Genomic DNA, 21,773 nt, shown 5'->3' on the forward strand with positions numbered 1-21,773 from the left:
TGTATTTTATTTCTGCCCCACCGCCTCTTGCAGCGGAGCCATTTCTTCAAAAGGTAAAATCCAGGGCTTCGGCAGGAAGCTTTCATTTTCGGCCGCTAAGTTAAGAGTCGGGTTGATGAAAAGGCGGCTGCCGCGCCCGTTCAGGCTCACATATACCTCGGCGCGCACCCGCGCATCGGGTATGCCACGGGCGGCAAAATCCTGCTGCAGCATATGGGCGTACTGCAGGATCATGTCGGGCTGGGTAGCCACCTGCTTCTCCTGGTTGACGGTCAGGTACTCGCGGTTGTTGATCTCCACTTCGTGGCCTGTCTTCGGGTCCCGCACATAGAAAAAAGCCGTGCCGGTCTTCTCCATCAGCATCACGCGCCACGAGAAGCGGTAACCCTGCTCGGTCCAGAAAAGCTTGTCGGGGTACAGCGCGAAGCGGAAAGGCACCAACACCTGCAACATAAAGTATATCCCCAGCAGGCTTAACAGCAGCGGTTGGGCAGACACTTTCGCCATAGCAGGATAGGCCGGCACATGCACGTTCGCCAAACCCCGCAGCCCCTGCAGCACCCGCTCATGAAACCCTGCTGAGAAGAAGATCAGCGTACTCGCGATCATGATATAGGGGAACATGCCGATCTGGAAAAGCACCGCCGTCAGCACGTGGAACACCACCACGGTTAAATAGGCCAGCCCCCGGCTCCTGCGCCAGCTCAGGAAAAAAGGAATGGTGAGGTCGTAGAAAGCCCCGAACCAGCAGAACACAAATGCCACCCACACTTTATCCAGAAGCGGACCGATGAGCGGAAGGTGCGTGTGCGCCGGCAGCCAGTAGCGCAGCGGCATAGCCTCCAGCAGCCAGTCGGGGTTTAGTTTAGCCAGCCCGGCATAAAAGTAGACGAGCCCCAGCTGCAGCTGAAAGATAAGCACCGCCCAGCGCGGCACGTGACTCACCCAAATCTGCGGCCTGCGCAGCACATCCAGTGAGAAATGCCGGTGCGCCGGCACCAGCACCAGCAGCAGCGCCACCACGCTCACAAAATAGTAGTGGTTCAGGTAATTGGTTTTGTCGATGAGCTCGACGTAGGTAAAGCTGAGGAAGAACAGCCCCGCCGACCAGCGGTAAAACAGCCCCAGCAGGATGCCCAGCGCCGCCAGCGCCATCCCCACGAACAGCGCGTACATACCGGTCTCGCCCAGCGGCCGCACCCACTCAAAGCCGTAGTAAGGGAAGTACACTTTGGGCTGCACGTACAGGTCCGTCACCCACCCTTTCGCCATAAAGCGCAGCACGCTCGCCAGCATCATCCCGCCGAAAATAACGCGGAACACGGCCAGCGGGGCGGCAGAAACAGGTGCGGTCAGGTATTGCTTCAGCCTCTCAGGCATATACTAAATAGGATATTGTTTAATAAATCAACGTGAACTCGGAAATCATTCTGCCTTCACTGCTCTCTACAGCCCATCCCTCCGGCTTCACTACTCATAATTTCTATAGCTGCCATTGGTGCTCTCAGGCCGAGCGGCCTCGTTTTCCCCCTCGGCGCTGTGTAGTTGAAGCTGCCTCCGCTCTGCTCCGGCTGCCGCATTCGCGGCACCGCATCATCTACAAGGCGCCTCGAGTAAAAATTGGAAACTATCTCGCTCTGAACTGTCTGCCAATGGCTTGCACATGGTTTGATGCTGCTTTTGCTGAAGTTCTCCCTATATATATAAATTACACGTTAATCCCCGTCGTTGTCGGTGTAGGTGATGGTAACGCCCAGGGCGGCCGGCATATCGGTTTTGGTGAGCACGATCAGCTTCTGCATGGCGTCATATACTTTCGTCACGGCCTCGGGCTGCGTATTCACAGCCTCTGAAAGCGGGCCCTGTACCGCCTCGGCGGCGGCCAGCGCGGCATCAAACTGCGCTTCGATGGCCTCCGAAAGCAACCCACCGTTGTAGGGTGCCTCCACATGGTCCAGGTAATCGTCCAGGCCCGGGCCGTTGGTGCCGCTGGCCGACTGGCCCATAAACACGGCTTTCTCGGCGCGGATGGCCTGCTTCAGCAACTTCAGCGAAGTGCCGCTGTAATAGGCCTCCACTTTCTCCGGAAAGGCGCTGCCCGCTGTAAAACGGCCGCTCGGGAAGCCCACTTTCGCCCGTTTGGTCAGGTCAATATCATAGTTAAGCTGGTTCACGAGGTTGCCAATGGCGCTGCCCACCGCCGTGCCCGCCGCCTGCTCGAAGGTATCGGCGTAGTTGCCGCTGGTCCAGCCGTTGTAGACAGCCTCCGCGCGGTGACTGACCAGGCTGGCCACATCCTGCAGATACTGTTTCCGGTTTGCCGCACCGGCATCCGTGGTATATAGGGCGACTTCCCCCTCCTGCGAAGGAGCGCCATACAAGAGGTAATCCAGCGCCGGGAAACCTTTGACATCCAGGCTGGCCGCCGCCTGCAGGTCGTAGCTGCCCGAGGCGATGTTGCTCTCTATCTTACTCGCGGCGGTCGGGTATATGTTCAGGTTGTTGCGCAGCATCTGCTCATCGGCCGGCCCGAATTCATATATGCTCACCCCCTGCCAGGCCATATAAGCCTGCTGGTATGCGGCGCGGGCGGCAGCCAGCGTGGCGGCAGAAGGCTCCCCGGTGAACGCTGCCACCGCGGCTTCCATGGCCTTGGCTTTGGTAGCGAAGGCTTCGTAGCCCGGCACCACCAGGTTGTCGGCATAATTGGCGAGCATGGCCTGCCGGTCGAATTCGCCTTTCGGATCCGTGTCTCCCTCTGATTCGGAGCCGCAGCCCGCCAGCGCGAAAAGGCAGGCCATGGCGGCGGTATAGGTTTTAAACAATTTCATGTGACGCATATATGAATGAGAAAGGCAGCAGTGGTGGTCTGTCGGCCACTACTGCTGCTTATATATAAGTTATGCTCCTCTAAAGGCGCAGCCAGCCTACAACTGCCCTTTGATATCGTTCATGTCGTAGGCGGTGCTGATGATGTCGATGGCAGCGGCGATGTCGTCTCCGGTGGTGTCGTAGAGGTTCTCGCCGATCCTGTCCATTACTTCGCTGTACTTAGCATCCGTCAGCTTGCGATCTGTTTTATATTTCAGGCCCATCACGAAGCCGATCGCCTCTGAGAGGTAGTGGCTTTTCTTTGCCTGGTCGGCCAGGTTGTTTTTTGCAGCGTTTAATTCATGTATGGCGGCGGCGGCTACCAGGCGCTCCCACTCTGTGCGAACAGTCGCAGCAGCAGCGTCTTTGCCAGCCATGTCATTCGCGGAGATGGCAGCACGCCCTTTAATGAAGGCATCCATCAGGGCCTCGTTGCTTCCCAGGGCGGCATCTACCTGGTTGCTGTAGTTCGCCCAGAATTTGGCATCGCTCACGTTGGCGGGGAAATCCTTCGGGGCACCGAAGTAGCCGAAAGCCTCGTCCCAATGGTGTTCCATCTTCGTGCCCTCGCCTTCGGCAACAGTCTTGTTATCTACCGCCGCGCCTATTTTCTCATCGGTCAGGTACCCTTCTACCGCCTGGTAGTAAAACACGGCCCCCATCAGGCCCTTCTGGATCAGCTGGCCGTATTCAATCCCGTTTTCATCCACCAGGTACGTTCTGGTTCCGTCTGCAGTAGTCAGCAAACCTGCGTTGCCATTTGACGCAGACGCGCCGTCTGAAAGACTGGCCGCAGCCACTGCCTCAAAATAACCCTCAAACTCTGGCTGCGCTGTCTCGATTGTTTTATCCCTTAGCTGCTTGCCCGAGCTGTTCAGGCCCGCGTCCGCGAACGGGGTATTCGCATTGGCGTACATCTGCTTCATTGTCAGGGCGCTTAACTGATCGCCAGTGTTACCCGTTTTGATGTAGGCGTCCAACTCAGACAGCATTTGCATGCGCTGCGTCTGCCCGGAGTAGCTTACGTTCTCAAAATCATAGGTTTCCGGAACAGTATAAGAAGGCGCATCATCTTTATCGTCGGAGCAGGAAGAAAAAGCCATGCAAGCCGCAACGGCAAACGCAAACGAGCGGAAATTGAAATTTGTAAACATCATTGCTATAAATTCTATTGTTTTAATTTAGACTTATTATAAATAGTTGAGCAAAGCTAAGCCGAACTGCTCAACCAGTCAAGGCTTATTTAAAATTATTTTAAATAAGGTGGAACTTTATGTGGGAGAACTAAGAATATGGGTAGGGGGAAGATAACCGCCGATTATATATCGACAACCGTGCTCTGTAGCCCTAAGCTTAAAAATGCGAATGCCCTATCTGTTTCTATTAACAGCGGCTGTTATGGCGGGAAATTAAAAGCCAGTGCACCCGCGGGATTGCCGGCTCATCGGTTTTATTCAGGCACTTTTACATTTTTTATTATATTTGATAAAATTCATATTTAATTGTAAGCACTATGAAAAACGCAAAATTGATTGCCATTCTCTTTCTGTTGATGGCTCCGTTCCTCTACTCTTGCCAGGAAAGCACGGATGTGGTGGAGTCAGGCACGTACCAGGGCACCGTGGACGAAGTAGAGGCGGATAAGACAGAGATCTATGTAAAAACAGCCGAAGGCCAGGTACTGGAACTGTATTTCACAGATAATACCACCCTCACCAGAAACGGCGAGACGGTGGCGTTCGACCAGTTGCAGACAGGCCAGCAGGTGGAGGTGCAGGTAGAGAAGGTAGGACAAAGACTGGATCCGATCGCGGTCAGGATCCTGGAATAGCATGAGTGACCCAACCTTCTGGCGGACCGAGATCTGGCACCCGCTCTCGGTGCACTTCCCAATCGCGCTGCTGCTGTTGGCAACCATTGCAAAGCTGCTTGCGCTTTTCCTGCCCAACAGCCGTGCGGACTTCTGGCACAGAGGCGGCGCGTATTTGCTGTACGCCGGCACCCTGCTGGCCTGGCTGAGCATCTACACCGGCGATATGGCGGACGGCATCGTATCCCGGAAGTTGTGCGACCCCACGGTGCTGAAGGACCACGAAATAGCGGCCTACAACCTGGCCTATGCCTTTTCGGCGGCAACCGCCCTGGAACTGGGCCTGCGCCTGAAGCTGGTGAGGTTTAAAACAGGCTTGCTGCAGGTAGTGGTCGTGCTGCTGATGGTGGTAGGTTCGGGGTTCCTGGCCTATGCCGGGCACCTGGGTGCCCGCGTGGTGTACCAGCAGGCAGGCGGCGTAAACGTACCTGCCGGCGACTGCGCCGGCTTCTAAGCCAAAGGCGAAAGCCCCATATAAAACAGGCCCTTGCCACTACTGGCAAGGGCCTGTTTTATATAGGACAGTACAGTTGGTCTATAGAGGTATTCCATCCCCTTATCAAGGCTCTGCCTGTCTTCGGCCAGAGGAAGGTGGCAGCGCACCTATATCCCCCTTCCTTCACGAATCACGCACAGGGGCCGGAGGAACTATGTGCTTCCTGTTTATCTTGTAAAGGTGTAACTTTGCCTCTAACATAACGACACCGCATGCTTTCAAAAAAAGCGAAATACGCCCTTAAGGCGCTACTTTACCTCACCAGGCAGTACGACAAAGGTTTGGTCATCATCTCTGAGATAGCTGAGCGAGAGCGGATACCGCGTAAGTTCCTGGAGGCGATTTTGGTGGACCTGAAAACAAACGGGGTGCTGCAAAGTGTGCGGGGCAAAAACGGGGGCTATTATCTGGCTAAAAACCCCACTGAGATTTCTGTCGGCAATATTATCCGGATGATGGATGGCCCGCTGGCACCCATCCCGTGCGTGAGCCAGCTGTATTACCGCAAGTGCGACGAGTGCCAGGACGAGGCCACCTGCGAGATCCGGATCGTGATGAAAAAGGTGCGCGACGCCACCGCCGAAATCCTCGACAACACCTTTCTCAGCAACCTCGAGGCCCTCTCGGGCCTGGTGGCGGAAGCGGAAGACAGCATCCCCACAGATAGAAAAGCCTGAGCCCGGCTTATATATAAAAGTATCGCTTCTCACCCGGTTCACACCCAGCGCGATCGCGCATGCTACTCGAAAGCCGCCTGCGACTTTTACAGAAGGTATATACCCGCTAAATAGTGCCCCAGCCCGGCCAGTGCGCTGACGATGATCCAGGTGATCATACCCACTTTGAAGCGGTACATGGCTATAAAAGACAGGATGATCCAGACCAGGCTGAAGGGATCCACGCTGCCCGCACCCTCCGGGAATACCACCGCTCTTCCGAAGTAAACTGTCAGGTTCAGCACCACGCCCACCACGGCAGCCGTCACCACGCCCAGCACAGATTTTACCCGGGCATCGCCTTGCGTCCGTTCTATTAAAGGCCCTCCCACCAATATAAAAAGGAAGCACGGCAGGAACGTGTAGTAGGTAGTGGTAAAGAGCCCGAGGGCGCCCATCAGCAGCGATCCGCCGTACTCGTGGTAGCCCGCCATAAACCCTACAAAGGCCAGTACCATGATCAGCGGGCCGGGAGTGGTCTCGCCCAGCGCCAGGCCGTCAATCATCTCCAGCTGCGTCAGCCAGTGCAGCTTCTCCACCGCCACCTGCGCCACATAGGGCAGCACCGCATAAGCCCCGCCAAACGTAACCAGTGCGGCTTTGGTGAAGAACAGCGACAGTTCCTTCCAGAAACCAAACCCGCTGCTGGCGGTATAGAAAATGAGGAATGGCAGCACCCACAGCACAACCGCGATGCCCGTTCTCCTGACAATCTGTACTCCATTAAATTTAGTCTCAGCCGTCGCACTTTGGGAATTAATGTAATACTCCTGCTCCCTCTCGCTCTTTGAGGAGGTGCCGTTGTTGTTTTCAAAGAAAGCGGGAAGCAGCTTCTGCGCCACATATCCCAGCAGCATCGCACTCAGGATGATATAAGGAAAAGGAATTCCCGCGAAATAGATGGCGATAAAGCTCGCCAGCGCCACCACATAGTGCAGCCAGCTGTGCAGCGACTTCTTACCGATCTTGAGCAGCGCCAGGATCACGATGGCCACCACGGCAGGCTTCAGGCCATAAAACAGCGCCGACACCCACGGGATGCTGCCGTAGGTGACATACACCAAACTCAACCCCAGCAGTATAAACACCGAGGGCAGCACAAAGAAAACACCTGCCACCAGGCCTCCCCGCACGCCGTGCAGCAGCCAGCCTATATAGGTAGCCAGTTGCTGCGCCTCCGGCCCGGGCAACAGCATGCAATAATTGAGGGCATGCAGAAACTTGGCGTCGGAAACCCACTTTTTCTGGTCCACGACAAACTCGTGCATGATGCCGATTTGCCCGGCTGGCCCGCCAAAGCTGATAAAGCCCAGCTTGAGCCAGAACAAAAAGGCCTCCCGGAAGCTGGGCTTGGCAGGTGGCGGTGTGGTCGTCACTTCTTTCTTTGTTTCGTTGTTTTGATACGTCATCTGTTCCATAAGATTCCCCGGCGGCTAACATATTGCATATATAAATTCCCACATCCTACGCCATGCGTGCAGCCCCGCTTCGGTACTCTACAGGGCAGCTAAGTATAGGGCCAGCCAGAAGGTATCTCAAAGCTAAAGGTGCCCCGGTGCAGAGGAACAATGCACTGGTAGGGTCCTCCTCCCATTGCATATGTTGTTGTACAATAGTAACAGGTCCTGGAGGTAAAAAATAGCACAGTGTTAACCTTTGGAACCGTCTTTACCTTTTGGCAGGCTTTTTTTGTAGGCCGACGGGCTTTTGCCGGTGTGTTTTTTGAACGTTCGCGTGAAATGGCTCTGGTCGGAGAAGCCGGTGAGGTAGGCTATTTCCGATAAAGAATACGCCGAAGTGTGGAGCAGGTGAATGGCTTTCTCAATGCGCAGCTTGCGGATATACTCCCCAAACGACAGGTTATCGAAGTACTTGGAGAACGCCCGCGACACGTAAGCCGGATGCACGTTCAGTCCCTCCGAGATCTCCTTGAGGCTAAGGGTCAGGTTGGTGTCTATCTGGTCCTGGATCACCTCCCGCAGCCCCTCGGCCCAGGCCGGCACCTTCTTTCCGGCCCCCTTCTTTTGCCTGATGTACCGGTGGAACACCTGCAGGAGCAGCTGCTCGGTCGGGCTTTGCGTGTGTTTCTCCTGCTGCAGATGCTTTGCCCAACTGTAGAGGGCATCATAGAGAAGCATGCCTTTTTCAAGCAGCTCGTGGTCATCTTTTATATTATAGGCAAGCCCCGCTGAGATGGCCCACAGCCCGGAAGCCTGGCTGGCCAGGCTGTGGTCGTCGGTGTCGGCGCCCCGCACGATAGGCGCCATGGTCTGCAGCGCCGGGTCCTTCAGGTTATACTTCCGGAGAAAGTAATCGAAGGTGCAGCGGTCCTCGTAGTGCGTAAACTCCACATCCGGAATGTCAAACGGGACAGCCTCCAGTTCCAGGGCCTTCTCCCTGATCTGGGGCAGGGGCGCGAAGATGAACTCCGCTTCTTCATCAATAAATCTCCTGATCAGCCAGGGACAGGCCAGCCGGTCGATCTTGGGGCGTTCGCGCGTGATCCATTTCATCAGCCAACGATTTTACAGGTAGGGTCGAATAAAATTATCAGTCATTACGGGAAGTGTTGCTTTGTGGTGTCGCGCCTTGATCCGGCCCTGCGTATATATAACCATAAACCTGATTAATGAAGCAGCCAAGGCTTTCAAATCTATAGTCCGTATTATCCTATATAGGGCAACAAGTTTACGTTTTCAGGATAAACGACAAAGATCATTCAAATTTTTTATCCTGATATACTTCGGTTTTTTTCTGAAGTAGAAAAATAATTTCAGCTGTTTTCTTGGAGGAGATTGCTATAAGCACTTTATTTGTATACTAAATCTATAGAGATTATATAATAAACTTCCCTACACCATGAGAACAGTTTATTTCACCTCCGCCAGCACCGCATCAGTCTCTATCACGCACAACAATTGTTGCTGTTGTTGCTAATGCCAGCAGCTGCGCAGCATCCTTGTCTGCCGCACTTCCAAATCCCTCCATCCCGAGGGTAAATATTTCAGTCAGTTAAAATCTTACAACGCTTCTCCTGATTAAAAATCCGCCGAAAGGTAAAATGGATGCCAAAGGTTAATTCCGTGCTATCTTCTTTTTAGAAGAGCGGCTAACATTGTAATCCGGAATCCCTTGCAAGGCTGATTTAAGTATGCTTTGCCTTTTTCTAACGCCGCTAACGGCCTTTCCCCTGCTTCTATATCAAGTAATTCTCCTGCCATACCAGCAACCGGAAGACTGAGAGAAGAAGTGGGAAGGTCAATCACCGGCTGATGCTGTGGCTTGAAAGTCAGGAGGAGTTGTGTTCTATCAATCAAATTTCAAGAAATCTACCATGAAAAAAATTTCTCTCTTTATATACCTACTGTTCCTTTCCTTTGCTGCCTTCGCGCAGGAAAGCAATTTGATAGAAGTCACCGGCCAGGTGGTGGATCAGGACACAAAAGAGCCGTTGCCTGGCGTAAGCGTCTATATAAAAGGCACCGTTACCGGCACTGTTTCCGACGTTTCGGGTGCGTTTGTGCTCCGCACCAAGCTGAAATTCCCGTTTACCGTGGTGTTCTCTTCCATTGGCTTCCAGCCGCAGGAAGTACAGGTGCAAAGCATCGGCTCGCGGCTGAGCATCGCGCTGGTGACGCAGACCATGCTCGGCAAGGAGGTGGTTATATCAGCCTCCCGCATGGAGGAAAGCCAGCTGCAATCTCCAGTGGCCATCGAGAAACTCGACATCCGGGCCATCCGGGAGACGCCCGCCCCCAGCTTTTACGATGCGCTGGAGAACGTGAAAGGCGTGCAAATGACCACCTCCAGCCTTACCTTCAAAGTGCCGAACACCCGTGGGTTTAATATCCCGAACAACTTCCGGTTTATGCAGCTGGTGGACGGCGTGGACATGCAGGCCGCCACGCTGGGTGTGCCGCTCGGCAACGCCATCGGGCCCACGGAACTGGACATCGCCAGCGTGGAGATCACACCTGGTGCCGCCTCCGCTTTATATGGCATGAACGCCATCAACGGCATGGCGAACCTCATCACGAAAAGCCCCTTCCTGTACCAGGGCCTGAGCATATATCAAAAGACAGGGGTGAACCATATAGACGGCATCGACCACAACCCCAGTATTCTGACAGAGACAGCCATCCGGTATGCCAAAGCCTTCAAAGACAAGTGGGCCTTTAAGATAAACGCCAGCTATATGCGCGGCACCGACTGGCGCGCCAACACCGCCACCGACCAGAACCCGAATAACCTGAACACCGCGAACCCGGCTTTCCCGGAGCTGGCCGGCGCCAACAACCCCGCCTACGACGCCTGGAACAAGTACGGCGACGAGAACAACAACGCCGTGACCATCAGCGGGGTGCAATACGGCGGCAAAAGCCAGACGTTCCTGGTGAGGAGAACGGGGTATTGGGAGCGCGACGTGGTGAGCCCCACCGTAGACAATCTGAAGTTTGACGCCTCCCTGCACTACCGCCTGAACGAAAATGCGGAGCTGTCCTACGGTTACCGTGTGGGCAAAATGGACGGTGTGTTCCAGCGGGGCAACAAAATACAGCTCGACAATGTGCTGGTGCAGAACCACAGGCTGGAGCTGAAAGGGGCCAACTATTTTGTCAGGTCCTATCTATCCATCGAGAACACCGGCGACTCCTACAACGTGAAGCCGCTGGTGGATAACCTGGATATAACCAGCGGGGGCACCAACCCGGTGTGGGGAGCCAAATACAAAGCCGCGCTGCAGGCCGAGCTGGACCAGGACACGGACCTGGCCACCGCCATGGAGCGGGCAAGGCAGGCGGCAGACCTGGGCCGGGTGGAGCCGGGCACCGCAGCGTTTGATGCGCTGAAGAACACCATCATCGGCATCAACAACTGGGACAACGGGGCCGTGATTCCGGGGGCACCGGCCACCGGGGGAGCCTGGCTCACCCAGCAAAGCCGCCTCTACCACACCGATGCCCAGTGGGACTTGAAAGACAAGCTGGATTTCGCTGATTTGCTGCTAGGCGTGGATGCCCGGGTATATGAGGTGATACCGGACGGCAACAACTTCGTGGATTTCTCCAGGCCGATAAATGAGCGGACACTGCCGGGCGGCGACAACGTCTACTACAAGAAGTTCGGCGCCTTCGGCCAGTTGACGAAGGCTTTCTTTGAAGACAAACTGAAGCTCTACGGCTCGCTGCGCCTGGACTACAACCCGGAGTTCGACCCGAAGCTTAACCCGCGCCTCGCGGCGGTATATACCCTGGCGGAGCACCACAACTTTAGGGCATCGGTGCAGAACGGCTTTCGATTCCCGTCGCTGTTCGAGGCGCTCTCTTACGTGAACAACGGCAACGTGCGGCGCGTGGGCGGCCTGTCCTATATAAACGAGGGCCTGGGCTACCTCGACAACTCCTACACCCTGGCATCCGTGAATGCGTTTAACGCGGCCGTAAACCGCGACGTGACAAACGGATTGACAGCAGACCAGGCGGCGCTGCAAAACAAGAGCCTGCTCAACATCACCAACCTGGCCGCCACCAGCCCAGAGCGCATCAACTCCTTTGAGGTTGGTTATAGAAGCGTTCTGCTCCAAAACTCGTTTGTGATAGACGTAGATGCCTACCTGAATGCCTACTCAGGTTTTCTGGGGCAGGTGGAGGTGGCCGTGCCAGCCTCCGGGGAGGTGGGTTCTGACGCCGGCGTGCTGGACATGCTCGCGGCAAACAGAGCCAGGCAAACGAGGTACCGGGTATATACCAACGCGAAAAACACCTACCGCAACTACGGCTCGTCGCTGGGCCTTACCTACAACTTCTTCAGTAAATTCACTTTGGCTGGCAACGTCAACTACAACAACATCCGGGCGAATGAGGAGCGGGATATATTCGTGACGGGCTTCAACACCCCCAAATGGACAACCAACCTGTCTTTCGGAAACCGCGAGGTGCTGAAAAACCTCGGCTTCAACATCGTCTGGAGGTGGCAGGATGCTTTCCTGTGGGAGAGTCCGCTGGCCAACGGCAAAGTGTCCGCCTACCATACCGTGGATGCCCAGGCAACGCTGAAAGTGCCGTCCCTGAAGGCGACGGTGAAAGTGGGAGGCGCCAACATCTTCAACAACCGTTATATCCAGTATGCGGCAGGTCCCACCATTGGGGCGCTTTACTATGCCGCCTTCACCTTTGATGGATTACTGGCTAAGTAAATAATCTGATTGGATATTGTCGGCCCGGGTATGGCGTTGCTTCTGAAGCAATGCCATACCCGGGCCGGCTGTGTTTTCAGTAAGGGCAGCAGGCAAAAAAGCATGTGAGGCCATTCTCTTCTTTTGGGTTCCGGCCTATAAATCCTTATCTTAATCCTACGATAAAAGCCCGGGAACCTGGCGGCATAAAGTCACCGGCAGCCTGGTTTAGTCAGGCTCAGCACAAATCAGTTGAAGGCTATATATTACCGGCTTTCAGGAGATTCGCTTTGCTGATTATCGTACATATGCACCATTCATATCAACCCATAGATGAACGCTGGATGAGAAACCTGAAAGTAGCCGTTGCCCAGTTTGAGCCAAAAGACGGCGACAAAGCCTATAACCTGTCCGTGATAGAGGAACTGACGGCCAAAGCGAAGGCGCGTGGCGCCGAGGTGATCAGCTTCCACGAGCTCTCCATCACCGCCTACACCTTTCTGAAAGACCTGACGCGGGAGGAACTGGTGGCGCTCGCTGAAAACGTGCCGGACGGGCCAAGCACGCAGCACCTCATCCGGCTGGCACAGCAGTATGACATTATCATTTTGGCTGGTTTGGTGGAAATCGAAGACGACAAGCTCTACAACACCTATGTGTGCGTCGATAAAAACGGCTTTATTGCCAAGCACCGCAAGATCCACCCCTTCATCAGCACCTATTTGGAAGCAGGCACGGCCTATACCGTATTCGACCTGAAAGGCTGGAAGTGCGGTATCCTCATCTGCTACGACAACAACGTAGTCGAAAATGTGCGGGCCACCGCGCTTTTAGGCGCTGAGGTTATCTTTGCCCCGCACGTCACCATGTGCACGCCGTCGGCCATGCCGGGCCGGGGCTATGTGGCCGACGCGCTGTGGCAGGCCAGGCACACCGACCCGGTGCCGCTCCGGCTCGAGTTCGACGGGCCCAAAGGCCGCAGGTGGCTGATGCGCTGGCTCCCGGCCCGCGCCTTCGACAACGGCGTGTATTATGTGTTCAGCAACCCGATCGGGTACGACGGCGAGCATCTCAAAAACGGGAATGCCCTGATCCTCGACCCTTACGGCGAGGTGCTGACGGAGATAAAAAGCTTCGAAAACGAGATAAGCGTCGCCACGCTCACCGAAGACAAGCTAACCCTTGCCGGCGGGTACCGCTACCGCAACGCCCGCAAGCCGGAGCTGTACGGCGATATTTTAGGGGCAGCCCATCAATCCGAAACCAAGCCCGTTTGGCTGAAGGACAAAGAACCTGATACTGAAAAATCCTGAAACAAGCGCCTCCAAAGGTTAGGCTTTAACATTTCACCGCACATGAACTTATATATAGACAGCTATATCGCCGGCTTCTCCGGCCCCTTTGCCGCGCACAAGGATGCCTTGCCATGGCAACTCACCAAAGACCTGCCCGGTATCATAGAGGAGATGATCCGCCGCCTCGACGACAGCTACATCATGAAAAACGGGATAGCTGTTCACAGATCGGCCACGGTAGAGGAAGGCGTGGTGCTGAAAGGCCCTGCTATTGTTTCGGAAGGTTGCTTTATAGGGGCGCATGCCTATATAAGGGGCGGTGTGTTTTTGGGTAAAGGCACGACGGTCGGGACAGGCTGTGAGATCAAATCAAGCATCATCCTGCACCAAAGCGCTGTTGCACACTTCAACTTCGTTGGCGACAGCCTGATCGGGAGCAACGTCAATTTCGAGGCCGGTTCCATCGTCGCGAACCATTACAATGAGCGGGCAGAAAAGCAGATATGGGTCGTGTTGAATGGCGGCATGATCAACACTGGTGCAGAGAAGTTTGGCGCGCTGGTGGGCGATAACTGTAAAATCGGGGCAAATGCGGTGCTTTCTCCCGGTACCATCTTGGCGAAAGGCACCGTTGTGAAGCGGCTGGAGTTGGTGGAGCAAACGGTGCGACACGGAGGGCAGGAGCAGGAGAAACAGTAGGCTGCGCCCCTACCTCTTTTATTTCAGCCCAAACGCACCCGCCGTACGCGCACCCTTTCGTTAATGCTTCTTTGCAGCGGCTTTACTGATTTCCAGCCCCCTGGCCCAGGTCAGGTCGCGGTAGTGGATGAGGGTGAACTTCTTGCCCACCAGGCTGCGGAACTCCGGGGTCAGGAGCATGTCCAGCTCGGTCTGGCGGTGCAGGCTGGCTTTGGGCTTGCCGTCTTCGGTATTCATCAGGCTGCTGTTCATATCCACCAGCACATCCATCTCCGGGCCGGACGGCTCCTGCTCTGCTCTTCGAATCCACTTCTACATTTATCTCGAAAAAATTCACGATCCATCCTATATAAGTTCAAATAAACTATATATTTAACGCTTAATATATAACCCCTGACTTATTTACCTCAACTCTATTTTAAATGAAGCGACTTATCCCCCCTTTTCTCTTTACTTTTTTGTTTTCTTCCCTGACTTTCGCGCAGTCAAATTTCAAACCGGCCCTGGTGGTCACACCAGCTGGCGACACGCTTCGCGGTGCGATCGACTACCGGGAATGGGACCTGAACCCCAAAGCAATAACGTTTCGAAACACGGCAAGCGGCAACGCCGAACAGCAGTACACGCCTAAAACCGCCCGCTATGTTGAGATCACAGGCATGGAGGCTTTCCAAAGCTACGAAGGGCCTATTTCAATGGACCAGGTGGACAAAGACAATTTGGTTGTGGGCAAGGCCGATACCCGGGTGGCTACGGACGCTCTGTTTCTAAACATACTGCAGCATGGAGACAAGGTAACGCTGTACCGCTACAAGGATGAATGGAAAGAACGGTTTTTCATTCGGCTGAGAGGCGAGGAAAACCTGCAGGAACTAAGCTATAGAAGATACTATAAAGCCTCCAACAGCTCCCAGCTGGTAACCCAGCGCTTTTACATAGGCCAGTTGCTGAACGTTGCCCGCCACTACGGCACCCTCACCAACAAACTGCAGCGCGAGATAGAAGAGGCAGCGTACTCCGAGCACGACCTGCTCAGGGTAGTAAGTAAGTTAAATGGGCTGAGCGAGGAGGACACCCGGTTGGAGAGCAAGGGAAAAATAAGCTCCCGGCTGTTTGCCGGGGTAGCCTTAAGCAGAAGCACGATGAGCGTTTATGGGGATGACCCTTTTGCGCAGGCAGACGAGCACCCGGTCTCTTACATGCCACGCCTGACTGTTGGCAACGATATCTTTTTGAACAGCAACGTGCAAAAGCTTCGTTTTAGGTTTGAGGCAAGTCTCACCAGCGCTGATTTCAAACATAAAACAACAGAGGAAACCGGAGGGGGTGGCTATGATGAAAGGTTCTATTACGTGGCGCAACACACGGTTTCCATATCTCCCCAGGTTCTTTACAATATCTACAATCGTCCTGATTTTAAAATATACGCCGGGGCGGGGCTAGCCTTGAACTACTCCCTTTACAATAAGAACAACAGCACAACACAGCATTTTTACCCAAGGCTCAACCAGGAAGGAAAGGTATATGAAAATAAAGATTACAGAGTTCTGCAGCCTATTTGGGCCTCTTATACACTTAGAGCAGGAATAACACTCCGTAACAGGTATGAAGTAACGGCCATGTACCTGGCACCCGGCACTATCACCCGGTACACCAGCAGGGAGTATAAAACCGGCTCAACGAACATAGGCATCAACTACCTGTTCGGCAAATAACCGGAACACTCCTTGCCGGCACCTCCCAAAGTCTGAGAGCTGATTTGCACGGAGGCGGCTGCTCTACATAGTCAGTCGCCTCTTTGCCTATCGGATCTGGCCAAAGCGCATGCCCTTATATATATACCCTCCGCTTGTCTATCCAGTACCCGAGCAGCTGCAGCGAGTTGTTTTCAGGCGCCAGCCACGCGGCGAACGCAGGTTGGCAGAACCCTTGCTTATCAGTTTAAGGATGATACAGGACAGGGCATATATACTCAAGCGGGTTTCGGCCAAACTTTAAAGCAGCGTTGGCTTCGGGCCTGTAGAACCTGCGTGTTGGCAGAGGGGGTACTCCGGATAAAATTTCAGGCGAGGGGAGGAGAGCAAGAGGCGCCGCATCCGTATAACATCGGAACGGGAAACAAGGCCCCTTCCGTTGCGCCAGCGCTTTACGGGAGGCAGTGTATCGCGCTGGTAAACACCCTCACCGGAACAGCTGGCTTTCGTTTCTTATGCAAAAAGAAGTATAATATGAAAAGAAGAGCTTTTCTGCTGTATAGCCTGAGCGCAACCGTCCTGGCTTTGCCTGTGGCAGGCTGCCTGGACCGAAAGCCGATGGAAGCCTTAGCCGAGCCGCAGGTATTGATGCGCCTCTGCGATGCCCCCACAATTCAGAAGATCGGGGAGGCATACCGGGCAAAGGTACCGGCTGAGTCAGGTAAAGAAGCCCTTACAGAACGGCTTTTAGAAGCCTCCTCCGGCAATCCGCTACCAACGAAAACGGATAACAACGCCCTCCATGCTTTCCTGAGCAACAAAATAAAGCAGGATTTTGAAGCAGGCCGTATCGTGACTTTGCTTGGCTGGATGCTATCCGAAACCGAAGCCCGCCAGTGCGCTTTGTTTTCTTTAAAATCATCCTAAACTTTTAGTATGCACACTGACGCAAGAACACTGGAGAACGGTTCACTGATCGAGGGGGATATTTGTATCGTCGGCGCGGGTCCGGCTGGCATCAGCATGGCGCTGGAATGGCAGAACACCCCTTATAAGGTTATTCTGCTGGAGGGCGGCGGATTTGAGGTGGAAAGTGATGTACAGGACCTCTACCGTGGCCAATCCATTGGGCAGCGTTACTTCCCGCTGCAATCGGCCCGCTTGCATTATTTTGGCGGAACGAGTGGCCATTGGGCAGGTTTCTGCTCCACCCTGGACCCGATTGATTTCCAGAAAAGAGCCTGGGTGCCGCATAGTGGCTGGCCTATACAATTCAGTGACTTAGATCCCTTTTATCCGAGAGCGCAGAAACTCCTGGAATTAGGCCCATATGAATATGGCTTGAATTACTGGCAAAAGCAGCAGCCGGGCCTGACGCCCTTACCGCTGGACGAAAAGGTGTTCTGGAACAAGGTGTGGCAGTTCAGCCCTCCCACCCGCTTCGGCAACACTTACCGAGATGCCATCCTGAAAGCCAGAAACATCCACCTATATACCTACGCCAACGCCGTGGATATCAGGGCAGACGAAAACGTGTCGCAGGTAAAGGAGATAAGCGTGAAGAACCTGGCGGGGAAAACCCACACGGTAAGAGCGCGTCACTTTGTACTCGCCTGTTCGGCCATCCAGAATGCACGGCTGCTACTGGCCTCCGACAAGCAGGCGCCATCCGGCCTGGGCAACGACCATGATCTGGTGGGGCGTTATTTCATGGAACACCTGGAAGTAGCCTCCGCTGACCTTTTCCTCACATCCCCTGCAGCACTGCGGCTATACCTTTGGGAGTTCTTCACAACCAAGATGCGGACAGAATTAGCGATCACCGCAGAAAAGCAGGAAGCGTACAAGATTCTGAACGGCACTGCCTCACTGTGGCCGAAAGCGCAGGATACGGAATCGCCTGCTTTTATTGACACCTTCCCCGATAGTGCCCAGGCAACAGTACGCGAATGGGAGGAAAGGGAGCAGCAGTTTAAAGCGGGTAAAACAGAGAGCAAGCCGCCCGCCTTATATAAGCAGTTCTCACTCTTTACCCGGATGGAACAGTCTCCAAACCCCTTATCGAGGGTAACCCTGGACAGGGAAAAGGATGCGCTGGGTATGCCGCGGGTGGTGCTGGACTGGCAGTTGCTGCCCCTGGAAAAGAGAAGCATCTACAAACTGTATCAGCTTATCGGGCAGCAGATAGGCATGGCCGGTATCGGGAGAGTGCGGGTTCAGGACTGGTTGCAGGAAGAGAACGACACCAACTGGCCCGATACCTTAGGCGGAGGCTGGCACCACATGGGCACCACCCGCATGCACGATGACCCGAAGCAGGGTGTGGTGGACGCTGATTGCAAAGTGCATGGCATACGTAATTTATATATGGCTGGCTCCTCCTGCTTTACCACCGGTGGCGCCGCAAACCCGACACTTTCCCTGGTTGCGCTGTCGTTGCGGCTTTCTGATCATCTAAAGCAGAAGATCAACCAGAGCGCTTAAACCTATATAGGAAGGAAGTCCTCGGATTTCCGGTCAAGCAGAGACAGGGCAGCCTATATAACAGCACCTGCACGCTACAACCTATATACCTCCCCTCGCGATGCGCTTCTGCCAGAAGTTGCGCCCCCTTCATCACATCCATAAATCATAGCAGCATAAAGCCTGGTAAAGGCATCCCAGGAAATAATAGCCATATATAACCGCCGCAATTCTTTTTCACTTCCGTTGCTACCTGTTCCACCAATAGGTAAGCTTCAGCACCAGGGCGCGGCTGCGGATCGCGAAGGGCGCCGGAAAGTAATTGTCGGTATAGACGATATATAAATCCGAGGCCGGCTGGTACCGCCACTGAAAGCGGGTGTTGATGTTAACGTTGTTGGCCTGCTCGTTGTACTGCAGAAAAGTAGAGAAAAACAGCTTGTTCGTCATGGTCACGTTTACCTGGGAGCCGACCAGCCAGAACTTTGTTTTTCCCCAGGGCTCCGGCAGGCGGATGTCGTTGTAGCTGGCGTTCGCCAGGATGCTCACGTAAGGCTGAAAGCGGTAGCCAACTTCAGCGGCCAGGTTCAGGCGCGTGCCGTCCGCATAGTACCTGCCATAGCGGGTGTTAAACGCATAGGTAAACACACTCTGGGGCTTTGAAACAAACTCAGTCCGCCAGGCATTCCAGTGGTGCTTCGTGCCGCGTGCCAAAGTGTCTCTGCCCGTATTGGTGGGGTCGAAGGGCTGCAGCAAATGGACGTATTCATCAATCAGGGCCACCGTAAAATTACTCTGCGTCCGGAAGGTGAGCGTATAAAATAACATATTCAGGTTATCGGTCCGGTTCAGGGCATTATCAAAGTAATACATAATGCTTGCCTTGGGCCCGTGGCTGAGGATGGGGCCACTGCGTGGAAAGAACAGGCGACTGACTGCCGGGTTGATTTTAAAGTAGTTGTTGCGGGGCACATACCCTACTTCGGCGGTGTAATTCTCCCCTACATACTCCTCCTGCAGCTGCACGGTCCAATGCCGGCTCCGGTACTCCAGGTTAGCCGCCTGCACCAGGTCATCCCCCGATTTACCCGGCGAAAAGGATTTAAGCAAAAACGCTTTCCCCACCCACATGTTGTTAGCCGAGGCCAGGTTGTATTCCAGCCCGATGTTGCGGTTATACTGCGAGTAGGTTGGCTGTAAGGTATCCCGCTCCGGGTGATAATCCAGAGACTCTTTGTTCACGAAAAGGAAGCCGATGTTGGAGCGGGCAAACACCCGGCGCTGCAGCGTCGCAATCGCGAAGTTCTGCGCCGGCAAACCGGTCTCCTCCACGCGGGCCGTCTGCATGTCCATTACCCCGATGCGCCAGTCTTTGTTGAGCTTGCCGCTGAGCCGCGCCCCGGCCCGGATCGGCACCCCCAGGCCAATGCGGCGGGAGAAGAAGGGGCGGATGGCAGGATTGCCGAAGTTGCCGAACAGGTCCCCGTTCTCCAGGAAAAACTGCCGCCGCTCCGGGAAGAACAACTCAAAACGGTCGAGGTTGGTCACCTGCCGGTCCACCTCCACCTGCGAAAAATCGGGGTTGATGGTCAGGTCGAGGTTGAGCGCGGAGGTGATGCCGATCTTGACGTCAGCACCAATCTTTTTCTGGTAGACAGACGGTTTTTCCGTCTCGTGGTTTTTGGCCACGCCGCCCAGCACGTAAGGGATCACCGAGACGTTTGCCCCTGTCGTCGGGGGAGGCTGGTCCCAGGCCAGCACGCCGGAATAGGCCAGCGAGGCGGTGGGGAATTGCCGGGGCACGGGCGCCCAGCTCGATTTCTCGGAGGTCTGCAGGTCCAGGCGGCTGAAATTGATCCCCCAGCGGCTAATGCCTTTTTTGTAGCGGATGGTGGTGAACGGAATCGCCATTTCCAGCACCCATTTCTCCGGGTCGTTCTTTACCACCGACACCCATTTGTTGTCCCAGTTCAGGTCCACGCTGCCGCCGCCGTACATAGTGCCGTCCCACTGCGCGCCGGCCGCATTGGCGCCAAAGGAGAAGCCGTTCGTCTGGTCCTCAAAAGGGTCCATAAACAGCAGGAAGTTGTCGTTTTTGCCGAATTCGAAATCCCGGCGCAGCGACTCCACAAAGTAAGTGCCCGGCACGGCCTTGTAGCAATGGGCGATCAGGTACAGGTTCTGGTCGTCGTACGTCATCCGCACCTCGGTGCGCACCCGCGCCTTGCTGGTGTCCATGGGCAACACCATAAAAAAGTCGTCGGCCACCGCCGTTTCCTGCCAGGCCGCCTCGTCCATCACTCCGTCTATCTTCACAGGCAGCGTGGTTTTGCGGATAGGCAACTGGAAGGCCTCGTTCTTTTTTTGGGCGATGGCCGGCAGCCAAAGAAGCCCCAGTAAACACAGCAGGAAGTATTTTTTCAGCATTATAATTTGGTTAGCCCGCCACGGACTTGCTTAATGTTGAAGATGGAGGGATATATAAAAACAGAGGCACATCCCCTTCCCGGCAGCCGCCGAAATGAGCGGCTCCGTTACAGTTTCTGTGTAGCGACTTTCATTTTATCCAAACCTTTTGATTTAATCAGGCCCCGGTAGTTGATCAGCGTAAACTTCTTCCCCACCAGGCTGCGGAACTCCGGTGACAGGAGCATGTCCAGTTCTGTTTGCCGGTGCAGGCTGGCTTTGGGCTTGCCGTCTGCGGTGTTCATCAGCTTGCTGTTCATATCCACCAGCACATCCATCTCCGGGCTCGATTCGGCTATATGGATGATGACCAGGTTGGGGTTCGTCTGGTGGAGGTTGTTGATGAACTTCATGAATTCCTGCTTTTTCGTCTCTACCGGCACGCCCCACATATCGGTATATGTCTCCCCAAAGTAAGTGTTTTCATTCAGGGTAGAGATGCCCAATTTGTATTTGCGGGCAAGTTTTTCAGTGATGGCCCGGAGTTCGGGCGTAGACAGCGCCACCCCCATGTGCGGATCGATGTACGAGATGTGCACACCCGACGCCAGCGCCCTTTCTATCTGCGCCGTCAGCTCCTTCTCTATCTCTTCGAGCTGGTAATTATTTTCCCGCAACGCTTCACCGGTCGGGAAAAAGTAACCCAGGCTATCAACCAGGCTGGGCACGGCGGAGCGGCCGGTAACCGGGCCCCAGCGGTAGTATTTCCATTCGGCCGTCAGAGTGAGGTGCACGCCTACATCAGCGTTCGGGTATTTCTTCAGAATCGCCACGGTTTCCTGGTACCAGGGGCACGCGAACATCACCGAAGCCGAGAATGGCATGCCGGTTTGGGCCAGCTTTTCGATGGCCATGTTGGTCGCGTGGTTCATGCCGATATCATCTATCCGCAGCAGCACTTCGGGAAGCCGGTTCTTGGTTTTCTGTGCCGTAGCCGTTTGCAACGGGAATACCGAGATACAACTCAACAGGAATAAACAGGCGAGCTTTCGCATGATTGATATATAAAATAACATGTCTTGTGGAAA

Annotated in this window: 17 protein-coding genes; 9 read left to right on the forward strand and 8 right to left on the reverse strand. The window is 54.6% G+C overall.

The features are described 5' to 3' along the window. Positions 1–6: 6 nt before the first annotated feature. The 3 genes from ABD920_RS10720 to ABD920_RS10730 form a co-directional block, all read right to left on the reverse strand. Complete coding sequence (locus ABD920_RS10720) at positions 7–1,380, reverse strand: HTTM domain-containing protein (RefSeq protein WP_345158896.1); 1,374 nt, start codon at positions 1,378–1,380, stop codon at positions 7–9. Positions 1,381–1,715: 335 nt separating this feature from the next. After that, a complete protein-coding gene (locus ABD920_RS10725) occupies positions 1,716–2,831 on the reverse strand; it encodes an imelysin family protein (RefSeq protein ID WP_345158897.1) in 1,116 nt (371 codons plus the stop codon). Between the two features lie 96 nt (positions 2,832–2,927). Beyond that, complete coding sequence (locus ABD920_RS10730) at positions 2,928–4,028, reverse strand: DUF4856 domain-containing protein (protein ID WP_345158898.1); 1,101 nt, start codon at positions 4,026–4,028, stop codon at positions 2,928–2,930. Between the two features lie 356 nt (positions 4,029–4,384). Between ABD920_RS10730 and ABD920_RS10735 the strand changes: the two genes are divergently transcribed. From ABD920_RS10735 to ABD920_RS10745, 3 genes are all read left to right on the forward strand, one after another. Continuing rightward, positions 4,385–4,702, forward strand: coding sequence for a hypothetical protein (locus tag ABD920_RS10735; RefSeq protein ID WP_345158900.1), 318 nt, complete (start codon positions 4,385–4,387; stop codon positions 4,700–4,702). Position 4,703: 1 nt separating this feature from the next. After that, positions 4,704–5,195, forward strand: coding sequence for a DUF2231 domain-containing protein (locus ABD920_RS10740; RefSeq protein WP_345158901.1), 492 nt, complete (start codon positions 4,704–4,706; stop codon positions 5,193–5,195). A 254-nt stretch (positions 5,196–5,449) separates the two neighbouring features. Further along, positions 5,450–5,914: an RrF2 family transcriptional regulator gene (locus tag ABD920_RS10745; protein ID WP_345158903.1), complete on the forward strand. Its 465-nt coding sequence runs from the start codon at positions 5,450–5,452 to the stop codon at positions 5,912–5,914. 86 nt (positions 5,915–6,000) lie between these two features. On the opposite strand, the gene chrA is transcribed toward ABD920_RS10745, so the two are convergent. Together chrA and ABD920_RS10755 are read right to left on the reverse strand one after the other, a co-directional pair. Next, positions 6,001–7,362 (reverse strand): chromate efflux transporter, encoded by a 1,362-nt coding sequence (gene chrA, locus ABD920_RS10750; RefSeq protein ID WP_345158905.1) that lies wholly within the window; start codon positions 7,360–7,362, stop codon positions 6,001–6,003. Between the two features lie 240 nt (positions 7,363–7,602). Beyond that, positions 7,603–8,466 carry a chromate resistance protein ChrB domain-containing protein gene (locus ABD920_RS10755; protein WP_345158907.1) on the reverse strand — a complete coding sequence of 288 codons (864 nt, stop codon included), beginning with the start codon at positions 8,464–8,466 and terminating at the stop codon, positions 7,603–7,605. 821 nt (positions 8,467–9,287) lie between these two features. On the opposite strand from ABD920_RS10755, the gene ABD920_RS10760 reads away from it, so the two are divergent. The 3 genes from ABD920_RS10760 to ABD920_RS10770 all read left to right on the forward strand — a co-directional run bounded on the left by ABD920_RS10760 (position 9,288) and on the right by ABD920_RS10770 (position 14,122). Further along, positions 9,288–12,149: a TonB-dependent receptor gene (locus ABD920_RS10760; protein WP_345158908.1), complete on the forward strand. Its 2,862-nt coding sequence runs from the start codon at positions 9,288–9,290 to the stop codon at positions 12,147–12,149. A 323-nt stretch (positions 12,150–12,472) separates the two neighbouring features. Further along, complete coding sequence (locus ABD920_RS10765) at positions 12,473–13,441, forward strand: nitrilase family protein (RefSeq protein ID WP_345158909.1); 969 nt, start codon at positions 12,473–12,475, stop codon at positions 13,439–13,441. A 42-nt stretch (positions 13,442–13,483) separates the two neighbouring features. Continuing rightward, the gene (locus ABD920_RS10770; RefSeq protein ID WP_345158911.1) at positions 13,484–14,122 is read left to right on the forward strand and encodes a DapH/DapD/GlmU-related protein; all 639 of its coding nucleotides are present in this window, start codon (positions 13,484–13,486) and stop codon (positions 14,120–14,122) included. Between the two features lie 60 nt (positions 14,123–14,182). On the opposite strand, the gene ABD920_RS10775 is transcribed toward ABD920_RS10770, so the two are convergent. Then, a complete protein-coding gene (locus ABD920_RS10775) occupies positions 14,183–14,359 on the reverse strand; it encodes a hypothetical protein (RefSeq protein ID WP_345158913.1) in 177 nt (58 codons plus the stop codon). A 185-nt stretch (positions 14,360–14,544) separates the two neighbouring features. Here ABD920_RS10775 and ABD920_RS10780 point away from each other — a divergent pair, with 185 nt between their 5' ends. The 3 genes from ABD920_RS10780 to ABD920_RS10790 all read left to right on the forward strand — a co-directional run bounded on the left by ABD920_RS10780 (position 14,545) and on the right by ABD920_RS10790 (position 18,300). Further along, positions 14,545–15,837: a hypothetical protein gene (locus ABD920_RS10780; protein WP_345158915.1), complete on the forward strand. Its 1,293-nt coding sequence runs from the start codon at positions 14,545–14,547 to the stop codon at positions 15,835–15,837. Between the two features lie 513 nt (positions 15,838–16,350). After that, complete coding sequence (locus tag ABD920_RS10785) at positions 16,351–16,743, forward strand: hypothetical protein (RefSeq protein WP_345158917.1); 393 nt, start codon at positions 16,351–16,353, stop codon at positions 16,741–16,743. A gap of 9 nt (positions 16,744–16,752) precedes the next feature. Continuing rightward, positions 16,753–18,300: an FAD-dependent oxidoreductase gene (locus ABD920_RS10790; protein ID WP_345158920.1), complete on the forward strand. Its 1,548-nt coding sequence runs from the start codon at positions 16,753–16,755 to the stop codon at positions 18,298–18,300. 228 nt (positions 18,301–18,528) lie between these two features. Here the strand turns inward: ABD920_RS10790 and ABD920_RS10795 are convergent, their stop codons facing one another. Both ABD920_RS10795 and ABD920_RS10800 read right to left on the reverse strand, forming a co-directional pair. Further along, complete coding sequence (locus ABD920_RS10795) at positions 18,529–20,706, reverse strand: carbohydrate binding family 9 domain-containing protein (RefSeq protein WP_345158922.1); 2,178 nt, start codon at positions 20,704–20,706, stop codon at positions 18,529–18,531. Positions 20,707–20,813: 107 nt separating this feature from the next. Further along, the gene (locus tag ABD920_RS10800; protein ID WP_345158924.1) at positions 20,814–21,740 is read right to left on the reverse strand and encodes a ChbG/HpnK family deacetylase; all 927 of its coding nucleotides are present in this window, start codon (positions 21,738–21,740) and stop codon (positions 20,814–20,816) included. Positions 21,741–21,773: the final 33 nt, after the last annotated feature.

Source organism: Pontibacter saemangeumensis, assembly GCF_039541895.1.
GTDB classification, from domain to species: domain Bacteria; phylum Bacteroidota; class Bacteroidia; order Cytophagales; family Hymenobacteraceae; genus Pontibacter; species Pontibacter saemangeumensis.

Excerpts from the sequence above, each read along its gene's own strand:
- ABD920_RS10720 (WP_345158896.1), bottom strand. The coding sequence starts at position 1,380 with ATGCCTGAGAGGCTGAAGCAATACCTGACCGCACCTGTTTCTGCCGCC.
- ABD920_RS10725 (WP_345158897.1), bottom strand. The coding sequence starts at position 2,831 with ATGAAATTGTTTAAAACCTATACCGCCGCCATGGCCTGCCTTTTCGCG.
- ABD920_RS10730 (WP_345158898.1), bottom strand. The coding sequence starts at position 4,028 with ATGATGTTTACAAATTTCAATTTCCGCTCGTTTGCGTTTGCCGTTGCG.
- ABD920_RS10735 (WP_345158900.1), top strand. The coding sequence starts at position 4,385 with ATGAAAAACGCAAAATTGATTGCCATTCTCTTTCTGTTGATGGCTCCG.
- ABD920_RS10740 (WP_345158901.1), top strand. The coding sequence starts at position 4,704 with ATGAGTGACCCAACCTTCTGGCGGACCGAGATCTGGCACCCGCTCTCG.
- ABD920_RS10745 (WP_345158903.1), top strand. The coding sequence starts at position 5,450 with ATGCTTTCAAAAAAAGCGAAATACGCCCTTAAGGCGCTACTTTACCTC.
- chrA (WP_345158905.1), bottom strand. The coding sequence starts at position 7,362 with ATGACGTATCAAAACAACGAAACAAAGAAAGAAGTGACGACCACACCG.
- ABD920_RS10755 (WP_345158907.1), bottom strand. The coding sequence starts at position 8,466 with ATGAAATGGATCACGCGCGAACGCCCCAAGATCGACCGGCTGGCCTGT.
- ABD920_RS10760 (WP_345158908.1), top strand. The coding sequence starts at position 9,288 with ATGAAAAAAATTTCTCTCTTTATATACCTACTGTTCCTTTCCTTTGCT.
- ABD920_RS10765 (WP_345158909.1), top strand. The coding sequence starts at position 12,473 with ATGAGAAACCTGAAAGTAGCCGTTGCCCAGTTTGAGCCAAAAGACGGC.
- ABD920_RS10770 (WP_345158911.1), top strand. The coding sequence starts at position 13,484 with ATGAACTTATATATAGACAGCTATATCGCCGGCTTCTCCGGCCCCTTT.
- ABD920_RS10775 (WP_345158913.1), bottom strand. The coding sequence starts at position 14,359 with ATGAATACCGAAGACGGCAAGCCCAAAGCCAGCCTGCACCGCCAGACC.
- ABD920_RS10780 (WP_345158915.1), top strand. The coding sequence starts at position 14,545 with ATGAAGCGACTTATCCCCCCTTTTCTCTTTACTTTTTTGTTTTCTTCC.
- ABD920_RS10785 (WP_345158917.1), top strand. The coding sequence starts at position 16,351 with ATGAAAAGAAGAGCTTTTCTGCTGTATAGCCTGAGCGCAACCGTCCTG.
- ABD920_RS10790 (WP_345158920.1), top strand. The coding sequence starts at position 16,753 with ATGCACACTGACGCAAGAACACTGGAGAACGGTTCACTGATCGAGGGG.
- ABD920_RS10795 (WP_345158922.1), bottom strand. The coding sequence starts at position 20,706 with ATGCTGAAAAAATACTTCCTGCTGTGTTTACTGGGGCTTCTTTGGCTG.
- ABD920_RS10800 (WP_345158924.1), bottom strand. The coding sequence starts at position 21,740 with ATGCGAAAGCTCGCCTGTTTATTCCTGTTGAGTTGTATCTCGGTATTC.